The organism is Undibacterium sp. TJN25 (genome assembly GCF_049339885.1).
In the GTDB taxonomy this organism is placed as follows: domain Bacteria; phylum Pseudomonadota; class Gammaproteobacteria; order Burkholderiales; family Burkholderiaceae_D; genus Undibacterium.
On sequence record NZ_JBMPPM010000003.1, the window covers coordinates 145,561 to 166,725 of the forward strand.

General features: G+C 56.3%; 17 protein-coding genes. 4 read left to right on the forward strand and 13 right to left on the reverse strand.

Annotated elements, in window-relative coordinates; genetic code table 11:
• Positions 1 to 12: 12 nt before the first annotated feature.
• The gene (locus tag ACO0LO_RS07680) at positions 13 to 471 is read right to left on the reverse strand and encodes an Lrp/AsnC ligand binding domain-containing protein (protein ID WP_188568690.1); all 459 of its coding nucleotides are present in this window, start codon (positions 469 to 471) and stop codon (positions 13 to 15) included.
• Between the two features lie 139 nt (positions 472 to 610).
• Between ACO0LO_RS07680 and putA the strand changes: the two genes are divergently transcribed.
• Positions 611 to 4,285: a trifunctional transcriptional regulator/proline dehydrogenase/L-glutamate gamma-semialdehyde dehydrogenase gene (putA, locus tag ACO0LO_RS07685; protein ID WP_422963623.1), complete on the forward strand. Its 3,675-nt coding sequence runs from the start codon at positions 611 to 613 to the stop codon at positions 4,283 to 4,285.
• Positions 4,286 to 5,840: 1,555 nt separating this feature from the next.
• On the opposite strand, the gene ACO0LO_RS07690 is transcribed toward putA, so the two are convergent.
• The 4 genes from ACO0LO_RS07690 to ACO0LO_RS07705 form a co-directional block, all read right to left on the reverse strand.
• Entirely contained in the window at positions 5,841 to 6,623 is a 783-nt protein-coding gene (locus ACO0LO_RS07690; RefSeq protein ID WP_422963624.1) for a 5'-methylthioadenosine/adenosylhomocysteine nucleosidase, read from the reverse strand.
• Between the two features lie 304 nt (positions 6,624 to 6,927).
• On the reverse strand, positions 6,928 to 8,070 hold the full coding sequence (locus ACO0LO_RS07695; protein WP_422963625.1) for a hypothetical protein: 1,143 nt from the start codon (positions 8,068 to 8,070) through the stop codon (positions 6,928 to 6,930).
• Positions 8,071 to 8,137: 67 nt separating this feature from the next.
• Positions 8,138 to 9,367, reverse strand: coding sequence for a DUF3419 family protein (locus tag ACO0LO_RS07700; protein WP_422963626.1), 1,230 nt, complete (start codon positions 9,365 to 9,367; stop codon positions 8,138 to 8,140).
• 336 nt (positions 9,368 to 9,703) lie between these two features.
• Positions 9,704 to 10,234 (reverse strand): SRPBCC family protein, encoded by a 531-nt coding sequence (locus ACO0LO_RS07705; protein WP_422963627.1) that lies wholly within the window; start codon positions 10,232 to 10,234, stop codon positions 9,704 to 9,706.
• 337 nt (positions 10,235 to 10,571) lie between these two features.
• Here ACO0LO_RS07705 and ACO0LO_RS07710 point away from each other — a divergent pair, with 337 nt between their 5' ends.
• Complete coding sequence (locus ACO0LO_RS07710; RefSeq protein WP_422963628.1) at positions 10,572 to 11,270, forward strand: glycine zipper 2TM domain-containing protein; 699 nt, start codon at positions 10,572 to 10,574, stop codon at positions 11,268 to 11,270.
• A gap of 95 nt (positions 11,271 to 11,365) precedes the next feature.
• Here the strand turns inward: ACO0LO_RS07710 and glpK are convergent, their stop codons facing one another.
• The 6 genes from glpK to ACO0LO_RS07740 all read right to left on the reverse strand — a co-directional run bounded on the left by glpK (position 11,366) and on the right by ACO0LO_RS07740 (position 16,075).
• Positions 11,366 to 12,835 (reverse strand): glycerol kinase GlpK, encoded by a 1,470-nt coding sequence (gene glpK / locus ACO0LO_RS07715; RefSeq protein WP_422963629.1) that lies wholly within the window; start codon positions 12,833 to 12,835, stop codon positions 11,366 to 11,368.
• Positions 12,836 to 12,940: 105 nt separating this feature from the next.
• The gene (locus ACO0LO_RS07720) at positions 12,941 to 13,471 is read right to left on the reverse strand and encodes a M48 family metallopeptidase (protein ID WP_422963630.1); all 531 of its coding nucleotides are present in this window, start codon (positions 13,469 to 13,471) and stop codon (positions 12,941 to 12,943) included.
• Between the two features lie 3 nt (positions 13,472 to 13,474).
• Positions 13,475 to 13,939 carry an FKBP-type peptidyl-prolyl cis-trans isomerase gene (locus ACO0LO_RS07725; RefSeq protein ID WP_422963631.1) on the reverse strand — a complete coding sequence of 155 codons (465 nt, stop codon included), beginning with the start codon at positions 13,937 to 13,939 and terminating at the stop codon, positions 13,475 to 13,477.
• Positions 13,940 to 13,970: 31 nt separating this feature from the next.
• Positions 13,971 to 14,231 carry a hypothetical protein gene (locus ACO0LO_RS07730; protein ID WP_422963632.1) on the reverse strand — a complete coding sequence of 87 codons (261 nt, stop codon included), beginning with the start codon at positions 14,229 to 14,231 and terminating at the stop codon, positions 13,971 to 13,973.
• A gap of 95 nt (positions 14,232 to 14,326) precedes the next feature.
• Positions 14,327 to 15,058, reverse strand: coding sequence for a substrate-binding periplasmic protein (locus ACO0LO_RS07735; RefSeq protein ID WP_422963633.1), 732 nt, complete (start codon positions 15,056 to 15,058; stop codon positions 14,327 to 14,329).
• Between the two features lie 120 nt (positions 15,059 to 15,178).
• On the reverse strand, positions 15,179 to 16,075 hold the full coding sequence (locus ACO0LO_RS07740) for a LysR family transcriptional regulator (protein WP_422963634.1): 897 nt from the start codon (positions 16,073 to 16,075) through the stop codon (positions 15,179 to 15,181).
• 218 nt (positions 16,076 to 16,293) lie between these two features.
• Between ACO0LO_RS07740 and ACO0LO_RS07745 the strand changes: the two genes are divergently transcribed.
• On the forward strand, positions 16,294 to 17,973 hold the full coding sequence (locus ACO0LO_RS07745) for a hypothetical protein (protein WP_422963635.1): 1,680 nt from the start codon (positions 16,294 to 16,296) through the stop codon (positions 17,971 to 17,973).
• Positions 17,974 to 17,983: 10 nt separating this feature from the next.
• Here the strand turns inward: ACO0LO_RS07745 and ACO0LO_RS07750 are convergent, their stop codons facing one another.
• Both ACO0LO_RS07750 and ACO0LO_RS07755 read right to left on the reverse strand, forming a co-directional pair.
• Positions 17,984 to 18,391, reverse strand: coding sequence for a GtrA family protein (locus ACO0LO_RS07750; RefSeq protein WP_422963636.1), 408 nt, complete (start codon positions 18,389 to 18,391; stop codon positions 17,984 to 17,986).
• 23 nt (positions 18,392 to 18,414) lie between these two features.
• Positions 18,415 to 19,401: a glycosyltransferase gene (locus ACO0LO_RS07755; RefSeq protein ID WP_422964109.1), complete on the reverse strand. Its 987-nt coding sequence runs from the start codon at positions 19,399 to 19,401 to the stop codon at positions 18,415 to 18,417.
• A gap of 183 nt (positions 19,402 to 19,584) precedes the next feature.
• Between ACO0LO_RS07755 and ACO0LO_RS07760 the strand changes: the two genes are divergently transcribed.
• Positions 19,585 to 21,096 carry a CoA-acylating methylmalonate-semialdehyde dehydrogenase gene (locus ACO0LO_RS07760; protein ID WP_422963637.1) on the forward strand — a complete coding sequence of 504 codons (1,512 nt, stop codon included), beginning with the start codon at positions 19,585 to 19,587 and terminating at the stop codon, positions 21,094 to 21,096.
• Positions 21,097 to 21,165: the final 69 nt, after the last annotated feature.

A 21,165-nucleotide genomic window follows, 5' to 3' on the forward strand; every position in this document is an offset into this window, starting at 1 on the left:
GGCGGCAAGATGTTACTTGATCGGCAAGTTGGTCGTGTTTTTCACTTCTTCCATCACCGCATAGGTATGCGTTTCGCGCACGCCGTTCAACTGCAGCAGAGATTTGCCGAGGAAGTCGCGGTAGGCGTTCATGTCCTTGACGCGGGCTTTTACCAGGTAATCGAAGCCGCCGGCTACCATGTGGCATTCCAGCACCTCCGGTATCGCCTGCACGCCGCGTTTAAAGGCGTCGAACACGTCCGGCGTGGTGCGATCCAGCACCACTTCAATGAATACCAGTAGCGCCACATCCAGCAGATGTGGGTTCAGCTGCGCAGTGTAGCCGAGGATATAGCCGGATTCCTGCAGCTTGCGCACACGTTCCAGACAGGCCGCCGGGGAGAGGTTAACCCGGGTTGCCAGCTCTACATTACTGATACGGCCATCATTTTGTAATTCGGCCAGAATTCTTTTACTGATTTTGTCGAGCATAAGAAGTCGTAATATGATTAATAAAATTCGGTGTAATTTTCTCACAAAATAGAAAATTTCGATATATGTTCATATTTCCAGAATTAATACCTAGGATTCGTCGATACAATGAAATCATATTAGTTAAATAAAAAAAGATATGATCACACCGCCGTCTGCCGCGTCCGCTGCCACACCTTCTTCCACGCCATTTGCCAATTTCCAAGCTGAATTAATCCCGCATCCTTCCATCCTCAGAGCAGCAATTACCCAGGTATACCGCCGGGACGAGGCTGAATCCGTGCAATGGCTGCTGTCGCAGATCAAGCCGCAGGAATCCACCAAGGACGCTATCCGCAGTCTTGCTCACACGCTGGTCAGCTCAGTGCGCCAGCAGCGTACGCGCGCCTCCGGCGTGGATGCGCTGATGCATGAATTTTCGCTGTCTTCCGAAGAAGGCGTGGCGCTGATGTGCCTGGCCGAAGCGCTGTTGCGCATACCCGACCACCAGACCGCGGACAGGCTGATCGCCGACAAGATCAGCAAGGGCGACTGGAGCAGGCACCTGGGCGAATCGCCGTCGCTGTTTGTGAATGCGGCTACCTGGGGCCTGCTGGTGACCGGCAAGCTGGTCTCCACCAATAGCGAACAAGGCCTGGGCTCGGCGTTGACACGCCTGATCGCCAAGGGCGGCGAACCACTGATACGCAAGGGCGTAGACCTGGCGATGCGCATGCTGGGCAACCAGTTCGTCACCGGCCAGACGATAGAAGAAGCGCTGAAGAACAGCCAGGACAATGAGAAGCGCGGCTACCGCTATTCGTACGACATGCTGGGCGAAGCAGCGCTGACGGCACATGATGCCGCGTTTTACTACAACGCCTATGAAACCGCGATCCATGCGATAGGCAAGGCTTCCAATGGCCGCGGTATCAAGGACGGCCCCGGCATCTCGGTCAAGTTATCTGCACTGCATCCGCGCTACTCGCGTGCGCAACGCGAGCGCACGCTGAACGAACTGCTGCCGCTGCTGAAGAAACTGCTGCTGCTGGCCAAACAATACGACATCGGCCTGAACATCGATGCCGAAGAAGCAGACCGGCTTGAACTGTCGCTGGACTTGATGGAAGCGCTGGCTTTCGATGCCGACCTGGCCGGCTTTGACGGCATCGGTTTTGTCGTGCAGGGTTATCAGAAGCGCTGTCCTTATGTGATCGATTACCTGGTGGATCTTGCCCGCCGTAGCAATCGCAAATTCATGGTGCGCCTGGTCAAGGGCGCCTACTGGGATGCCGAAATCAAGCGCGCGCAAGTAGACGGCATGAGCGGCTTCCCGGTCTACACGCGCAAGGTGTATACCGATGTGTCCTACCTGCTGTGCGCGCAAAAACTGCTTGCCGCGACCGATGTGATTTATCCGCAGTTTGCAACGCATAACGCGCTGACGCTGGCGACCATCTACAGCTGGGCGCAGCAAGCCAATATTACCGACTACGAATTCCAGTGCCTGCATGGCATGGGTGAAACGCTGTACGACCAGGTTGTAGGCAAGGACAAGCTGAACAAGCCTTGCCGTATTTACGCACCGGTCGGTTCGCACCAGACGCTGCTGGCTTACCTGGTGCGGCGCCTGCTCGAAAACGGCGCCAATTCTTCTTTCGTCAACCAGATCGTCGATGAAAGCGTATCGATAGAAACGCTGATCGCCGATCCGCTGGAAGTTGCCTCCCAGTTGAAAGGGGTGCCGCATGGCGGCATCGCGTTGCCGCGTGACCTGTTCGGCGCAGAGCGCAAGAATTCCGCCGGCCTGGATTTCAGCAACGAGATCGAGCTGCAGCGCATCGCCGCCAGCTTTGCCGCCGGCAGCTCACAGCAACTGGTAGCTGTGCCCCTGCTGCACGGGCAAGTATCGGCCACGCTGGTGAAAGACGTCGTCAATCCGGCCGACCGCAGAGAAGTTGTCGGCCAGGTGATAGAAGCGGATGCGCAGGATGTGCAGACCGCGCTGGCGCAGGCAGAAGCGTTTGCCATCGACTGGCAGACCACGGCGCCGGTGGACCGCGCAGCAGCCCTGAAAAAGGCTGCAGACCTGCTGGAAGCGCAAACCCTGGACTTCATGGCGCTGGCCATCCGCGAGGCAGGCAAGTCATTGCCGAATGCCTTGGCGGAAGTACGTGAGGCAGTCGATTTCCTGCGTTACTACGCGGCGCAGGTAGAAAACTTGCCGAATACGCTGGCGCTGGGCCCGGTCGTCTGCATCAGCCCCTGGAATTTTCCACTGGCGATTTTTATCGGTGAAGTCAGTGCTGCGCTGGCAGCCGGCAATGTGGTGCTGGCCAAGCCGGCGGAACAGACGCCGCTGATTGCCTACCGCGCGATACAGTTGCTGCATGAAGCCGGCGTGCCGCGCGGCGCCGTGCAATTCCTGCCCGGCACCGGCGAAACCGTCGGCTCGCAACTGGTGGCGGATCACCGCGTCAAGGGTGTGATCTTTACCGGCTCCACCGAAGTAGCACAGATCATCAACCGCACGCTGAGCAAGCGCGCGGTCGCAGAAAACATCGATATCCCGCTGATCGCGGAAACCGGTGGTCAGAACGCGATGATCGTCGACAGCAGCGCATTGCCGGAGCAGGTGGTGCAGGATGTATTGTCTTCCGCCTTCGACAGCGCCGGCCAGCGCTGCTCTGCCTTGCGCGTGTTATGCCTGCAAGTGGATATCGCCGACAAGACGCTGGAAATGCTGAAAGGTGCAATGCAGGAACTGCGTGTCGGCAAACCCGACCAGTTGGCGGTGGATATCGGCCCTGTCATTGACGCCGATGCGCAAAGGCAATTGCAGGGCCATATCGATGTCATGCAGCAGCAGGCCAGGGCCAGCTACAGCCTGCCGCTGGCGCCGTCTTGCGCGCAGGGCACGTTTGTCGCGCCTACCGTGATGGAAATTTCGTCGCTGTCCGAACTCAGCAAGGAAGTGTTCGGCCCGGTATTGCACGTATTGCGCTACAAGCGAGACGACCTCGGCAAGCTGATAGCCAGCATCAATACCACCGGTTTCGGCCTCACCCTGGGCATCCACTCGCGCATCGATGAAACTATCGATTTCATTACCTCGCGCGCGCATGTCGGCAACATCTATGTGAATCGCAATATCGTCGGCGCGGTTGTCGGCGTGCAGCCTTTCGGCGGTGAAGGCAAATCCGGCACCGGCCCAAAGGCAGGCGGACCGCTCTACCTAAAACGCCTGCAAAAAAATCCTTCCGGCAGTCTGGGCGGCCATACCGTGTACGAACGCCAGGCTCCGTCAGCGCTGGAAGCGCTGCTGGTATGGGCAAAAACCCATGGCCACGAAAAAATTGCCGAACTGGCTGACAAATATGCGTACCAGACGCCCTACAAAATGACGCTGGTATTGCCGGGCCCTACCGGTGAGCGCAATACCCTGTCGTTCGCACCGCGCGGCAGGGTATTTTGCGCGGCTACCACCGTGAACTGCCTGCTGAACCAGCTGGCTGCATTGCTGGCCACCGGCAACACGCCTGTGCTGCCGGCGCAGACAATGGGCTTGCTGCCGGCCGGCTTGCCGAATGAAGTCAGGGCGCAGATACAGCAGGCGGAAGCTGAACAGTCGCATGCACAGTTTGCGCTGGTGGAGGGCTCCTTGCTCAGCCACTATAAACCTGTATTCGCAGCGCTGGACAACGCCATCGTGTCAATTGTGGAAATCCATGAAAATACCGAGGTGCCTTTATGGAGGCTGGTGGCAGAGCGCGCGCTATGCGTCAATACCACTGCTGCAGGCGGCAATGCCAGCTTGATGACGCTGCAAAGCTGATAAAAAGCGATGCGGCAACACTTGTCCACAGGTGGATATCCCTGTGGACAAGCCTGCGGAAATGCTGTTGGCAACCGGCGTACAAACGGTGAATAAGCTGTTTACAAGCTGTAGATAAACTCTCAAATCCAGGGGATAAGCGTGTGGACAGCCCTGTAGATAAGCCTGTCCATAAGCGGTGATCAAGCTGTAGACAACTCCCCCACTATTCTGCTGTCCTGGCCTGTCCCTGCTATCAAGAACGGAATGTAGTCACAGACTGATTCCGTTTTTTATTTTCCATTCCACGGGAAGCCGCTTTTTCCCCCACCATCTTCCTGCAATTTCATTCAGGGCTGTGCATAAGTCGGCAACCGCCCGTTTTTTCCCTCTGGTTTCCACATTCCACTGTGCTGGCAGGTACTGCCAGCATGACCGTGGTTTGCTCACCCTCACCTATACCTGTTCACATCATTTCCCATCTGCGAAACCTGACTGCAGGCTGCATTGATGCGGTGTTTTTTATGACCATCCAACTGCTGAATAAACCCGCTTGTGGATAAGTTTGCGCTTGCCGCCGGTCCGCCACGGCGCTATGCATAGACATCACCTAGACAAGTTCTGAACAATCGTTTCAGGACTGCCGCTTTTATCTTCAAAACTGTTGCCTGGTTTCGCAGGAAACCAGCTTTATCCAGCTATCGACCATAGTCCCCATTTATTTTGACCAAAAATTTTGCTTCAAGCGCCGGCCGCCTGAGCAATATCCAGATCAACACTTGCTGATGCCAGGCGTCCTCCGCCCTTGTTATCCACAGCCATAAATCTGCCTGTCACTGACATCACAAGCTTAGGGCATATCTCAATTCACGGTAGCGCCCACCCAGCGCTGCCGGAATACCTGCCTCTTTTTTATCGTCGCCCGCTGTCTTCATCGCTTATGCATTCATTGAAATTGTTGCCCTGCGGTGCCGCCAACCCGATATGCCTTGTCCGTGTTTGCCTGGAATCTGCTGGAAAGTTAGCTTTATACCAGACAAAAACCGGAACGCAATGCAGCGCTTGTGGATAAGTCTGTCGACAAATCTGTAGACAGCGTTGTATATCATTTTGGATTTTTATAAAAATCAATCACTTAGGCTGCGAATTATTTTTATTTTCATCTTTTGACGGTGTGCCGCAGGAATAGGCGGGTGTGCAGAACTTTGCGTTTTACCTGTTTTGGATGCAGACCGTTTTTTAAAAACATAGGCAGCTTTGTTTGCCGCTTTTGCTGGGTCCTTCGTTTGCGTGAATGTGCTTTTTTTTGGATTTTCCACAGCAGGTAATAAATATAGCTATGTTAGATATATAAATAGTAGTAGTTGTTAACGCAGCGATTTTTTGTGGATAAGTCTGTTTACCTGAACAAGATCAATCACTTAGGAAAAAGATAAACAGGCGAAAAAAGCGTGTATGTAAACAGGACAGCTTCTGGACAGATTTCCGCTTTCTCTAAAATAAGCGTCTTGGTCACAAACTGTGCAGTGGATATCCTTGGACTTATCCACAACCGCTCAAAAAAATAACGTCCTTTTCAGGTTTTTTGTTGTTGGCGGCAGAAATTGTGCAAAATCCCCAGGCTGTATTGCGCCGCCACTTCGATGATGAACTGGCTGAAGTTGTAATCGGCATGTTCGCCTGCATCATCCGAGATCGTTCTCAGGATCGCAAAAGGGATCTCGAAGTCATGGCAGACCTGCGCGATGGCCGCGCCTTCCATTTCCACTGCCAGCAAACCGGGCAGATCCCTCTTCAGGCCGGCCAATACCTGGCGGTCGTTGATGAATTGGTCACCGCTGGCAATCAGACCGTGGTGAATTTTGACGTTTTGCAGGTTGAATTGCGCGATCGCTGCATCCGACACATGATTTTCATGGTCGTTTTCCAGAAAAAAATCGGCGGCGTCACCTAGCTGCCGGCTCAGCGCAACATCTGTGGATAAGTGGCTGATGCCTGTCAAAGGGATTTCAAACCTCGGAAATAGCGGACTGGCATCCATGTCGTGCTGGACCAGCGTGGTAGCAATCACGATGTCGCCGATTTTCAACGCGTCATCGGCGGCGCCGGCAACTCCGATGAGCACGATGCTGCCGACCTTGAAATTCTCTATCAGGCTGGTCACTGTTGAGGCAGCGGCAACTTTACCAATGCCGGACAGCACACAGACGCATTCTTGCCCCCACAAGCTGCCGGTCAAATAGCGGCGCTTGCCCCGGATGAGGACTTCCTTGTTTTGCAGCTGGCGTTCGAGGCCTTGCTGTTCTTCCTGCATTGCAAAGACGAAGGCGATCATTTTTTTGGAATTGGATGTTTGCATGGTATCTGTGTCCGTTTCTTTTGACGAGAAATACGGGTTTTGTTGTATACGATTAGTTTATATATACATAGTAGTAGTTGTTAACAAGGGCTGTTTTCTGTGGATAAGTGCAATTTCCTGTTTTTAATCATCTTCTTAGCGCCAGTATAAATAGCTGCTTAAGCGGTGTACTAAAAAAGAACACATTCTGGATAAGATTTTGGCCTGTAAAGATATTCGTCATTTTGCACATGCTGTCCTGTGGATATCCCTAGCCTTATCCACAGGCGCATGGCGATGAACTTGTCGCATTGCAGTGTCTCTGTTACAGAGAGTCTGCCTTTTTGAGGATGGCCGGAGCATGGCTTTGCATCAGATGCGCGAAAGCATTATTGCAGGTACGCGCTATTTTTGGCAGATGCCGGCTGTAGATGGCGGTGAATTCCATGTGGGGGACGCCGCCGCGGGCGCGCTTGAACTGTCCGGAGCCGGAACTGTAGTGCAGCGACGCCTGCCTTTGCCGTGCCTGTTGCAGCAGCAGCGACATCAGGCGCCGGTAGATTCCCAGTTCTTGCGGAAGCCCCTGGTCGTAGCCTATCAATGGCGTGGTCAGCCAGTTGCGGTCGCCATATTTATCGTAATGTTCATACAGGCCCAGCGCGCCGGCTATTTTTCCCTGGTAACGCAAGGCGTACAGGTCCAGGAAATTGCTTTCATGGCACATCTCAAAAAAAGCCGGCGTGAAATCGGGATTGAGGCTGGAATGCTTGTGGATAAACAGGCTGCGGAATACCTCCCGCATTGCCGGCAGGTCGGCTGGCTGGATTTGCTGCGGCGTCAACAGCTCCATATCGGCGCCGGCGAGCAGTTTTTTGTCCTGCTTGACGTGGTTGTGCTTCCATACCGCGGTTTGGGTGGGATCGCATAGATAGACGATACGCGACGGAACCAGCTGCCAGCCCAGTTGCTGCAAGGAAGCCGCCAATCCAGGGTTGACCTGTGGACAAATATTTCTGACCATCAGTGGGCGCTGTGGATAAGTATCCGCCAGCTGCTGGTGCAGCTGTTGCAGCTCCGGGCCGCTCCAGTCCGGATACAGGTTGGTGGAGATCAGCTTGTTGCCGAAGATGGCAGCCTGGTCCAGCATGCCGCCTTTGACCAGCAGTGATAGCGGGCTCAGCATGCAGGCGGTAACTGCCTTGCCGATCAGGCTGAGTCCGGCAGGGAGCCGCCGCTGTATTTCATGCTGTGGATAACTGACCCAGGTGGAATGGGGGCTGGCGACATAGCTTTGCGCGCCTACGCCTTGGGTGCGAGATAGCAGGGTGACTGGCTGGGCGCCGTGGTCTATTTCCAGCGAATGCACTTCGCAGTCAGCGTTGGCCAGCCAATGGGTTCCACCGCGGGCGCGGGCAATCAGCAACCATAATGCATCGGCCAGGTTGCGCGTGGGGATCTGGGCGTTCAAATTGGAAATCGGTTAAATAAACTTTACCTTGAGCAAGCTGCGCTATGCAACTTGCTCAAGATGCGGCTCAGGCTGCGTGTTTTTGGTACAGATGCATGCCGCCGTAGATTGCCGACCGGTCTGTCTGATACAGTGCGCGGTTGTGGTCGGCATCGGTAAACCATGCGCGCAGCAGGTGCGCCGGTAATTTCTTTTCCAGCGGCGAAGTGCTGCCGCCCGTGCGGAATACCACTTTTGCATCCGGCGCGGCGGTGCGGGTCACTTCTTCCCACAGCTCCGTCAATTGCACATCGTCCATCCAGTCCTGCGCATCCAGGAACAGGTAGGCATGCATCGATTCCTTCGGCTGTCCGCGCAGAAATTCCGTCAGGCTGATGTGGTGGCCATGCACACGGTCGATGTTACTGCGCAGGCTGTTGAAATGCTGACGCTGCAGGTACATCGGTAAGGCGTTTTGTTTGCTGGTGTCGTAGCGGCGTGCAAACGCCTGATGCGCAAAGCAGTTTTCATCGAAGGCATAGTCGCAGGCCAGATGGCGCATTCTTTCCTTAAACAGCAGGTGCATGCCGTCCAGGCCGCCGGGTGCGTCTTCTTTCAATGCATCGAATTGCGACGGCGGTATGCCCAGGCTGTACAAGGCAATCGGCTGGCGTGCAATGAAGCGGAACAGCCGGGTTTCAAAGACCGGCGCCAGATGGCGCTCGAACAGCTGTTTCTGTTCTTCCAGGTTACGCGCGCCGGCCAGTTTGCCCATGTCGCCGCCCATCATACGCACAAAAAAGTGCGCGAAACCAATGAAGTCGCCCAGCAAGCCGTGCTGGTAGGCATTGTCGCGGAAATAGTGGTGGCGCTGCTTGCCCGACCAGTCGCGGCTTTCCCAGAAGCCGGACGCCGCTTCAGACAAATGGGGACGGATATGGCGGCGGTAGCGCTTCAGGTTATCCACATGGTTGGCGTTGCCGAGATAGGCCAGCACTGCATCGTAGTCCGGCAAATGCTTGATGGCGCGCTGCTTCATTTCCAGCATGGCGAGGTGGTTGGCATTCAGGTCCACCGCATGCACTGCTGCAGGATCGGCCGCCAGGTAAGCTAGCGCATTGCAGCCGCCGGATGAGATTGTCAGGATGTTGGCACCGGGTTTCAGTTGCAGCGCGTCCAGGTCGGATCTTGGGTCTTCCCAGATTTGCGCATAGACGAGGCGGCTGAACCAGTGGGTGAACAGGCGGTCTGCCCAGGCCTTGCTGCCTGAGGTGCTGGAATTGATGACGGCATTATCTACCAAAGTTTTAGTATGCATTTTATCCCCCGGTCGTCTGTTGCTGGTGTTGTCGCCGACCACTGTAGGGGGAATTGATGACACGCCGGTGACAGGTCAATGAAGAATTGATGAAAAGTGTACACAGCAAGCGGCTCCTGTCGGATTTGTGCATAAAGCTGTGGACAAGCATGTGTCAAAGCGGTGGGTAAGCATAGGGAAAAGCAGTTTATAAGTTGTTGGTAAGCCTGTTGGCAAGCATGTGGATAAGCTGGGTGCAAGCTGGACTCGGACATGAAAAAAGCCCGCCGTGCATGTACGGGCGGGCCTTTGTAGGTGCGGTGAATACGGGTTGCATACCTTGCTGCAGCTGGTTCGTCAGGATTGCTCCACCAATTTTTTCAGGTTCTTCAAGCCGCTGTCGAAATCGCCGCCGATGATTTTGTCCATGAACGGGCCAAATAGCCGCATCGTCAACTTGCCGTCCGAATTGCCGTGCATGGCCCAGCTGACCCTGGTGCCGCCTGCCTGTGGTTCAAGGGTGAACGCGCCGCTGGATGGCTTGCCCATACCCTCAAAATGCAGTTCATAGGCCAGCTTGCCGGGGGGCGTGGCATCCGTGAATTTCATGCCGCCGTTGCCCTGCGTCTTGCTCTGCCATTCCCATGCGGCGCCGGTGCCGCTGGGCGGGCCGGAAAAGCTCATTTGCATCGCCGGATCGCGCTGGTTCCAGACCGACCATTTTTTCCATTCTGCGGGGGCGGCGATCAGCGGGTAGATTTTATCGGCCGGTGCGTTGATGACGACGCTGCGCGTTACCGTGTATTCATCCGGCAGCGCCAGCGCGGTAATCAGCAGTACGACAGCGAGTGCGATAACGATGCCGGCCAGCCATTTCATTATTTTCATTTTTATTACCTCCTGGGGGTAAGCATAAGCGGGGAATGATGGCGATACGTTGCAAGCCGCCATGGGAAAGCGGCATTTCATTCTGTACGTTGCCGGTGGAAATGACAATCGCAAAGTGCGAAAGCGTCCTTCCGGTCGAACTTATCCACAGTGACGGACATATTGCCCGCAGGCTTGTAGGACAATGTTGACGTGGCTTACAAAGCATTACATCTGACACAGTAATCGCCTTTTTTGCGGCTGCAATGGCGAGTACACTTGGATCGCAGCAATAGTTTGTTTGCAATGTCGCCGATTTGCTGCGCACTTAAAAATATAAAACCAATGAGGTTCCCAAATGGAAAATAATCATACCCGCCGTATTCACCCGCTGGTTGCGGCCGCCGCAGTATCCGTTACGCTGGTCAGTCTGATCGGTATTGCCGCCATCACCGGCGTGCTGCCCAATTCCCTGAGCAAGTCCGCCCCTGTGGATGCAAACATGCAGGCCCAGCTCGCGCAGCAGGCTGCTCCTGACAATACGATGAGCGCCAATGCGCAGCCGCCCCAGCAATATGCGGCCAACGACACACGCGCCATGAATACCCAGGCCCCTGTGCAACAACAGCCCGCGCAGCCCTATAGCGCGCAGGTAGCGCAGGCAAATACCGGCGCCGGCTATCAAAACTCGGGTAATACCGCGCCTGCCGTGACTGAATCGCGTGAAGTATGCAGGCATTGCGGACGGGTGGAATCGATACAGGCGGTGCAGCACCAGGCGCAAACCAGCGGGCTCGGCGTTGCTGCCGGTGCCGTGCTGGGTGGCGTGCTGGGCCACCAGGTTGGCGGCGGCACCGGTAATACATTGGCGACGGTCGCTGGTGCGGTAGGCGGCGGCTATGCCGGCAATGAAGTGGAAAAACGCTCAAAGACATCGACTTCATACCGCGTTCGCGTCCGCATGGATGACGGCAAGTTCCGTACTTTTCCACAGAATGACTGGAGGGTCGGTGACCGTGTGAAGGAAGTCAACGGCAGGCTGGTATCGGAGGGCTGATTCGGGCAGTCGTGGCTAGTACCAGCACCGCACACGGAAAGACGGCGAAAACGCCGTCTTTTTTTATGGAAATATCCATTTATCCACAGGCAAGGTCAGCGCACGCGGCCTATGGCCTGGTCCCATTGCCGCATCAGTTCGCCAGCCTGGTCCCTGCTCATCGTCGGCAGGAAAGTCCTTTCCATCTGCCACTGGGACGCGCACTCCTCCGTACTCTGGAACACGCCCACGCCCAGGCCCGCCAGATAGGCGGCGCCCAGCGCGGTGGTTTCCGTGACCTTGGGACGTATTACCGGGATGCCCAGCAGATTCGCCTGGAACTGCAGCAGCAGGTTGTTGGCAGCGGCGCCGCCATCGACCCTGAGTTCGCTGATGGGAGATACGGCATCGCGCGTCATTGCCATCAGCAGGTCGGTGCTCTGGAAGGCGATTGATTCCAACGCCGCCCTGGCGATATGGGCGACCGTGGTGCCGCGGCTCAGGCCCAGGATGGCGCCCTTGGCGGAAGGCACCCAGTACGGCGCCCCCAGTCCGGTAAACGACGGCACGAACACCACGCCGCCGGAATCGGGCACCGTTGCCGCCAGCTGTTCCACATCGGTGGAGTTCTGGATCGCCTTCAGGCCGTCGCGCAGCCATTGCACTACGGCGCCGCCGATAAATACACTTCCTTCCATCGCATATTGCGGCTGGTCGCCGACCTGGCAGGCGGCTGTGCTGATCAGGCCGTTGGTGGACACCGCGCATTCGCTGCCGGTATGCATCAGCATGAAGCAACCAGTGCCGTAGGTATTCTTGGCCATGCCGGGCTTGAAGCAGGCCTGGCCGAACAATGCCGACTGCTGGTCGCCGGCGATGCCGGCAATCTGGATGGCGCTGCCGAACAGCGTAGTTTCACCATAGCGGTAGCTGGACGGATGGACCTCGGGCAGCATGGCGCGCGGAATATCGAAGCAGTCCAGCAGTTCCTGGTCCCAGCAGCCTTGATGGATATTCCACAGCATGGTGCGTGATGCGTTACTGACGTCGGTGATATGCAGCTTGCCGTCGCTGAGCTGCCAGCATAGCCAGCTGTCCACGGTGCCGAACGCCAGTTCGCCGCGTTCTGCCTGTGCGCGGGCATTGGGGACAGTGTCCAGTATCCATTTCAATTTGGTGGCGGAAAAATACGGGTCCAGCACCAGGCCGGTTTTTTTCTGCACCAGCTCGGCCACTCCTTGCGCGCGCAGCGCATCGCAGAAAGCCTCGGTGCGCCGGTCTTGCCAGACGATGGCATTGAACACGGGTTTGCCGGTGGCTTTTTCCCACACGACGGTGGTTTCACGCTGGTTGGTGATGCCCAGCGCGGCGATGTCCCGGGCGGCGATGTTGGCCTTGGCCAGTACCTCGCGGCAGGTCGCCAGCTGGCTCTGCCAGATATCCACAGGGTCGTGCTCCACCCAGCCCGGCTGCGGGAAAATTTGCCGAAATTCCTGCTGGGCCGAGGCGACGATATCGCCCTTGTCGTTGAACAGGATGCTGCGCGAGCTGGAGGTGCCTTGATCGAGTGCCAGTAGATATGCCATATGCCGTCGATGAAATGAAAACATCAGTGTAGACGATAGCTTGTGGATAAGTGGCGCGTGGTGTTGTGCGTTGCGGCACACAGCCCTCTTGCCCGTGCAGAAGCGCTATGCTGCTCCGGCGCTGGCGGTTATCCACAGGTCCTTGCCGGACATTTCTACTTGTGTCAGGTAGAGCCGCAGGTCCAGTTCGTACTGGTGGTAGTTCGGCTCCATATGCGCGCACAGCTTGTAGAAGGCCTTGTTGTGCTCTTTCTCTTTCAGGTGGGCCAGTTCATGTACGACGATCATTTTAAGGAATTCGTCCGGCACGTATTTGAACAGGCTGGCGACGCGGATTTCATGCTTGGACTTGAGCTTGCCGCCTTGTACTCTAGAGATAAACGTGTGCTGGCCCAGCGCATGCTGGATAACCTTGATCTTGCTGTCGAAGGCGACCTTGCTGATTTGTTCGCCATTGCGCATATAGCGGTTTTTCAGGTCTTGCACGTAAGCGTACAGCGCCTTGTCGGTGCGGATTTCATGCGCGCCTGTATATTTGCGCAATAGCAGCTCGCCCAGCTTGTCCTGGGCGAGCAGTTCCCTGACCTGACCCTGGATGTGCTCGGGGTAGGCCTGAAGATAAGTCAGTTGTTGCAAAATTTAGCGTACTCCGACCAGCTCAACGTCAAAGATCAGGTCCGCGCCCGGTGCGATCTTGCCGCCCGCGCCGCTCTCGCCATATGCCAGTTCGCTGGGGATGATCAGCGTGCGCTTGCCGCCTACCTTCATGCCGGCCACGCCCTGGTCCCAGCCTTTGATAACACGGCCCTGGCCCAGCGGAAAGCTGAACGGGCCGCGGCCGTTGGAGCTGTCGAATTGCAGGCCGTGCTGCTTGTCTGCCTTGGGGCTGTAGATCCAGCCGGTATAGTTGACGCTGACGACGGTGCCGTCCTTGGCTTCCTGGCCGGTGCCGACCTTGGTGTCGATGGTTTGCAGCGTAAGCGGCGCGGCAGCGGCTTTGGGAGGCTGCTTGGCGGCGGCCAGCACGGAGGCCGGGGCAAACAGCGCGGCAACGGAAACGGCGGCAACAGTGGCAATAAGGGCAGGCAATACGCGAATTTTCATGCGATGGCTTTCTGGTGTAGGGTTAAAAAATTTATTCCGGTTTCTTGTGCAGCTTTGCTTCAAAGGCAACATCCAGCTTGCTGATCTTTTTCGGCGTCTGTTTGCCTTGGGCATTGACGAAACGGACGAACTCGTCCAGTTCCATCGGTTCGTTCAGTTTTTCAGGATCGGCATCGCCGTTGGCCAGCACCAGGTAGAAACGCCCGTCCGCGGTGGTGACCATTGAATACGGCGCATTGTCGCTGCGGTCCTTCAGTCTTGCTATGGCATAGCTTGCCTTGGTCGATCTCATATTGCGGCTCCTGGGCCTGTTTCAGGATGCCATTATCGCCGGATTTTGCAGGATCGGCACGGTATGTGCCGGGAAATGCGATTTGATGCGGACCGTTACTTGACGCCGTACTTGCGCATCAGTTTTTCCATCGTGCCGTCGCGGTCGATGTCGGCGTTGAACGAATTGAAATTATCGATGCGCTGTTTGTCCATCCTGGCATTGCACAGCATGTACAGGTCGATGCTGCGGTATTTGACCGCCTTGCTGATGCCTTCCCAGTAACCTTGCTGCTGGGCCAGGAACATGCCGTGCAGTTCGGAGACTATCCAGTAGTCGAGTCTGCCGTTAACCAGCAGCCGCGGATTATCGTCATCCTGGCTGGCGAACTGGATTTTATAGCCTTGTTCCTGCAGATACAGTCCGGTGGCGGCATTTTTATACGAGCCTATCGTATAGGATTTGGCGTCTTCCAGGCTTTTCAGGCTGCGCGTGTCGCTCTTTCTGCTGTACAGCACCCAGTTATCTGCGGCCAAAGGCCCCACCCATTTGAAATATTTTTCGCGGTCCGGCGTGCGGCGGAAGGCGAACAGGCAGGTGTTTTCTTCCGTCAGCGCGGCCTGATAGGCGCGTGCCAGCGAGGTGCTGTTGATCGTATAGGTTTCGCCGGCGCGCTTCATGATCTCGGCGACCTTGTCGGCAACGAAGCCGTGGATGTCGGTGCCTTGGTAATCGGTATGCGTGAACGGCGCGTATTCCTGCACGATCAGCTTGAGGCCGTCGGCGTGGGCTACCAGCGGCGCCAGGAGGGCGGCAAACAGCAGGCTTGGGGCGCAGCATCGTATCACCTTGTACTCCGCAGGGCAGGAAATTGGATTACAGAAATATACCCTGCCTGGTGAGCTTGCGCCGCAAGTTTGCAGCAGGTTTGCCGCGAAATGCAACAATTGCTCACAATTGCGGCCGCGTTAAGCTTCCTCCAGGCCCCAGCATTGTTTCAGCAAGCTGAAGACGGCGGAGATCATCGGTTCGTTCTTGCGTTTTTCCAGCGAAATAAAGGTCAATTCTGTGGATAAGCTGACCGCATCGGCGATCACCAGCCCGTGCGCATGCGCTTCGCGGATGGCGATGGAGTCGCGCAGCAGGCTCAGGCCTACGCCGGACTTCACCAGGTCCAGCATTGACGGCTCCTGGTCCACCAGCGCGACCTTATTGGGGCTGACCCCGTAATCGGCGAATACCTTGCCCAGCAAGCGGTGGTGCGCCGATTCCGGCGGCGTCCATATCCACGGCAGTTGCGCCAGCGCCGGCCAGTCCTTGCCGCTGACGCGGTTTTTCCAGCCGCTGGGGGCCACCACGCGATAGCTGAAGCTGGTCAGCGTCAGCGCATGGCAGGCAGCCCGGCTGTCTTCCGGCGGGCGGCCCAGGTAGAAACCGACGTCCAGTTCGCCGGCGCGCACCCTTTGCAGCACCGAGCCGGACATATTGTGTTGCAGCTTTGTGGATAACTGTGGATAAGTTTCCACCAGCCGTTTCAGGAAGATGCCGAGACGGGTGAATTCCGGGTCCAGTATCGTGCCTATCGCCAGTTCGCCGGACAGCGTATTGTGCAGCGAATCCGAGGCCTGCCTGAATTCGGCGACGTTGGCCAGTATCCTCTCTGCATACGGCAGTAGTTTGGCGCCGTCAATGCTGAGGTTCATGCCGCTGGCGGTGCGATTGAAAAGCTGCAAGCCGAGATTTTCCTGCAGCGACTTGATCTGCAGGCTGACCGCCGGCTGGGTGACGTGCAGGCGTTCTGCTGCGCGGGTCAGGTTGCCTTCACGGGCGACGGTCACAAAGGCGCGTAATTGGGTCAGGTCCATGCGGGCTTCATAAGGCCTAATAAGGCGTGGTAAGGCTGCCATTCTCGCATACTGCCGCCGTACCGGGCTTGCCTCAGGTGACGCTTCCTTCATCGTCAACCAGGTTGTTGAGTCCAAGACGAAGCAATTTGTTGTCAAACATAAATATTAGATTTACAACGTTGCACATAAACTCCTAAAATCTGGCTTTGAGCGAACACCAATCCCTTGACATACTGATGACGAAATTCCAATCGCCTTTTTCCCTTTCTGCTGAGCGCTATTCCACTTTCACCCGCGTCACGCTGCTGGTCTTGATACAGCTGGCGCTGCTTGCATGGCTGTTCAGGGCGAACCTCGCTAACGGATTTTCTTTTGTGCTTGGGGACCGGTACGATAACCTGATTGAAATCTCCATTCTGGAGCACTGGTACAACGTGCTACGTGGACTGGAGCACTGGGCGGTGACGGCGTATTTCTTCCCTTACCCCAAAACCCTGGGGTATAACGACGGCTACTTGCTGTATGGGGTGATTTATTCACTGTTCCGTGCGCTGCATGCCGACCCCTTCCTGGCGTCCATGCTGGTCAACATCAGCATGAAGGCTGCCGCCTTTGCGCTGTTCTTCCTGTTTGCCAGGAAGGTGCTGCAGACGGGTTTCTGGTATGCGGCGCTTGGCGCGGCGGTGTTTGATGTGAGCAACAACATTGTCGTGCACAGCATGCATGCGCAGTTGCTGACAGTGGCTTTCGTACCGTTGTGCGCGATGCTGCTGTATTTTGCCGGGAGGGCGCTGCTACAGAACGATGAGCGCAAGCTGCTGGCCTGTGGTGCTGGATTTGCGGCCTGCTTCGGGCTATGGGCGATGACGTCCTATTACATGCTGTGGTTTTTCAGCTTTTTCACGGTGCTTGCCCTGCTGTTCTTTGTGCTTATTCGCCCGGTATATCTGCTGAGGCAAGTGCTTGCGCTGCGCGCGAGAACCGTGTTGGCGGCAGTGGTAGTGCTGGTGTTGCTTGCGCTGGCGTTGCTGCCTTTCCTGCTGGTGTATTTGCCGAAGGCGAGCGAAACCGGCATGCATAGCTATTCGGCTGCCTTCTCTTACCTGCTGCAGCCTTACGATATCCTGAATATCGGCGAGCATAACTACTTGTATGGGAGATTTTTACCGGCGCTGCACGAGGCTATTGGCTTTCCCATCCAGTTCTCGGAAAACCAGATGGGTTTGCCGCCTGTGCTACTGCTGGTATTTCTGTGCGGGGGCTTTCTGGCTGTGCGTAATGTTCGCGATGCACGAGCGCAATTGATACTGATCCTGGCTCTGGCGGCGCTGGCTTTATGGATGTTAGCGCTGAAAGTGGGGGACCACTCGGGATGGTACTGGATCTTTCAATATTTCCCAGGAGCCAAGGCGGTGCGGGTAGTTTCTCGCAGCATGATTTTCCTGGTGTTTCCCGTCTTGTGCGTGGCGCTGTATTTCCTGTCTTCGTTCAAGGGCAGGCTGGCATGGCTGCTGATCCTGCCGTGCTGCGCGTTGCTGGTGGCGGAAGAGTTGAACTGGCTGGGAGCCGTTAACTTGGAAAGGGCGGCTGCAGTACGAATGCTGGAATCGGTTCCTCCCGCACCGGCAGACTGCCGTTCATTTTTTGTACAGGATAGGCGTCCGCCCGGCCCGCACGAAAGTGCTGGCGAACGCGACTATTACCGGCATAACGTAGAGGCAATGCTGATTGCCGAATATATCCACCTGCCTACCGTCAACGGTTATTCCAGTTTCAACCCGCCGGACTGGAATTTCAACGCGGCCGACCGGCCGGATTATGCAGTGAGGGTGGCCGCATACAGCGAAGTGCACCAGATACAGGGATTGTGCGCGCTGGACCTGCAAACCCGTAGCTGGTCCCTGCCGGGCCGCTAGTACGGATTGTCTATTGGCGGTAAATCCAGTGGCGCGCGCCGAAAAAATTGAAGAACATGGCGACCCCGGACCCTGCCGCCAGCGGAATCACGGGGTAGCGCGCCAGTGACGGCAGGATCACCACCAGGGCGCTGAAGACACCGAGATTGATCATTGCACCAGCCGCCTGCACGCTCATATAGCGCAGGTATTCGCCGCTGCCGGCTTTTGCATTGTCGACGCCCGCCTGGCCGAAGGTATGCCTGCGGTTCAGCAGCCAGGTGCCCAGGCTGGCCAGCGCAAATGACACGACCCTTGCGGTATATACGTTGACGCCGAAGTGCACCGATAACAAGGTCAGCACGCCGGCATCGATCAGAAAACCGATGCCGCCAACCACGGCAAAGGAGAGAACCTGTGTGCTTAATTTCTTTACCATCAGTTTTCGCCGGGGCTTGCGCATCAGCGCAGCAGATGGCGCTCGAAATCCATCTTGGCCTGGTAGCTGATGGCGTCCAGGATCAGGCCTACCGCCAGCGACATCACTGCAACCAGCTCCAGTGCGGTGGCCAGTACTGCCAGCGGCACGTGATAGATGAAACGATATTGAATCCAGTCCGAAAATACGGGGACTGCGGCCAGCAGTCCCAGCATGCCGAACAGCAGCGCTGCCCAGCCGAAGAACAGCAACGGACGGTAAAAGCGAAGTATCTTCACTATTGTCAGCAGAACTTTGGCGCCGTCGCCAAACGTATTTAGCTTGGAGAAGCTGCCTGCCGGCCGGTCTTTGTATTCGACCGGGATTTCCAGGATGCGGAAGCGCTTATCCAGCGCATGCAGCGACATATCGGTTTCGATCTGGAAACCCGCCACGAGGATGGAATAAGTTTTGACGAATTGGCGGTTGAATGCGCGGTAGCCGCTCATGATATCGACCAGTTTTGCGGAAAACAGCTTGTTGATCAGCTTGCTGACCAGCCAGTTGCCGAAGTTATGCAGCGGCCGCTTGTTTTCATTCTTATAGTGGCCAAGCGATTGGCGGTCGCCGACCACCATATCGGCGGTGCCTTCCAGCACCGGGGAAATCAGTTCGTGCACGCGTTCTGCCGGATAAGTAAGGTCGGCATCCGCCATCACATACACATCAGCGTGTACGTCGGCGAAGGCGCGCCGGACCGCATAGCCCTTGCCCTGGCGGACCTCGTCTATTACTTTGCCGCGGGCATTGAGATTTTTCAGGGTTGTACGTGCTATTTCCGCGGTTGCATCTGAGGAATTATTATTGATGACAATAATATAAGCCTGCGGTAATTGCTCAAAGAATGCGTTGATAGTTGCGGCAATCGTCAACTCTTCATTATAGGCAGGGAGGATGATTGCTACTTCCCGCAGCGCTTCTTTTAGATTAATTTGATTTCTCCGGATAAGGAAAATTTGTCGAAGTGATATTTTATATTACATGATGCCAGACAGATAATAATTTGACTAATTTACGGGAAAAAATGTATGAGAGGGCGTTAATTTCGTCTTCATTATAAAAAATACTTATAATTGAATTGATAATTACTCATTGGATTGTGCAGAAAACGTCGTTTACGCTCGGCATATTCATTCACATCCAAAGGTCTCCTTATGTCATCCTCTGCTTCCACAACGTTGATCCAGCATTACATCAATGGCCAGCTCAGCCCTTCTTCCAGCGGTCGCCAGCAAGACGTGTTCAATCCGGCAACCGGCGAAGTGTCGGGCAAGGTGGTGCTGGCCAGCGTGGCGGAAGTGGATGCGGCCGTAGCGGCCGCCAAGGCGGCTGCGCCGGGCTGGGCCGACACTGCGCCTCTGAAGCGTGCCAGGGTGATGTTCAGGTTCAAGGAGTTGCTGGACAAGCACCATAAGGAAATTGCAGCGATCATCACGCGCGAACACGGCAAGGTGTTGTCGGACGCGGTGGGCGAGGTGACGCGCGGTATCGAGGTGGTGGAGTTTGCCTGTGGCATGCCGCAATTGCTCAAGACGCAGTTTTCCGACAACATCGGCGGCGGCATCGACAACTTCAACCTGCGCCAGCCGCTGGGTGTGACTGCCGGCATTACCCCGTTCAATTTCCCTTTCATGGTGCCGATGTGGATGGCGCCGCTGGCGATTGCGACCGGCAACACCTTTATCCTGAAGCCTTCGGAGCGTGATCCTTCCGCTTCGCTGCTGGTGGCGGAACTGCTGAAGCAGGCCGGCTTGCCGGACGGCGTGTTCAACGTTGTGCAGGGCGACAAGGTCGCAGTGGATGCGCTGCTGCACCATCCTGACGTGGCGGCAATATCCTTTGTCGGTTCGACACCGATTGCGGAATATATCTACAGCGAAGGCACACGCAGCGGCAAGCGCGTACAGGCGCTGGGCGGTGCGAAAAACCATCTGGTGGTGATGCCGGATGCCAACCTGGATCAGGCAGTCGACGCGCTGATGGGCGCGGCCTACGGTTCTGCCGGCGAACGCTGCATGGCGATCTCGGTGGCGGTGGCGGTCGGCGGCATTGCCGACAAGCTGGTGGAAGAACTGGTGCCGCGCGTGAAGGCGCTGAAGATCAAGAACGGCATGGAGTCCGATGCGGAGATGGGTCCTGTCGTGACCGCTGTGCACAAAGCCAAGATCGAAGGCTATATTGCTGACGGCATAGAAGAAGGCGCCAAGCTGCTGGTGGATGGCCGCGGCCTGAAAGTGGCTGGCCACGAAGGCGGTTTCTTCCTCGGCGGCACCTTGTTCGACCACGTGAAGCAGGACATGAAGATCCATCGCGAAGAGATCTTCGGGCCGGTGCTGTGCGTAGTGCGGGTGCCTGACTTTGCATCGGCGGTGGAACTGATCAATGCGCATGAGTTCGGCAATGGCGTGTCGCTGTTCACGTCGGACGGCAATACCGCGCGCGAGTTTTCGCGCCGCATCGAGGTGGGCATGGTAGGCATCAACGTGCCTATTCCCGTGCCTATGGCCTGGCACTCGTTTGGCGGCTGGAAACGCTCGCTGTTTGGCGACGTGCATGCGTATGGTGAAGAGGGCGTGCGGTTCTATACACGCTATAAATCGATTATGCAGCGGTGGCCGGATAGTATTGCGAAAGGCGCGGAATTTGCCATGCCTGTAGCGAAGTAGTTCTTTTTGTCCGAGTTGTGCAGGGCCCGCTCTTTTGTTTGAGATTGCTGGCCGGGGTAGTCCGGCAGC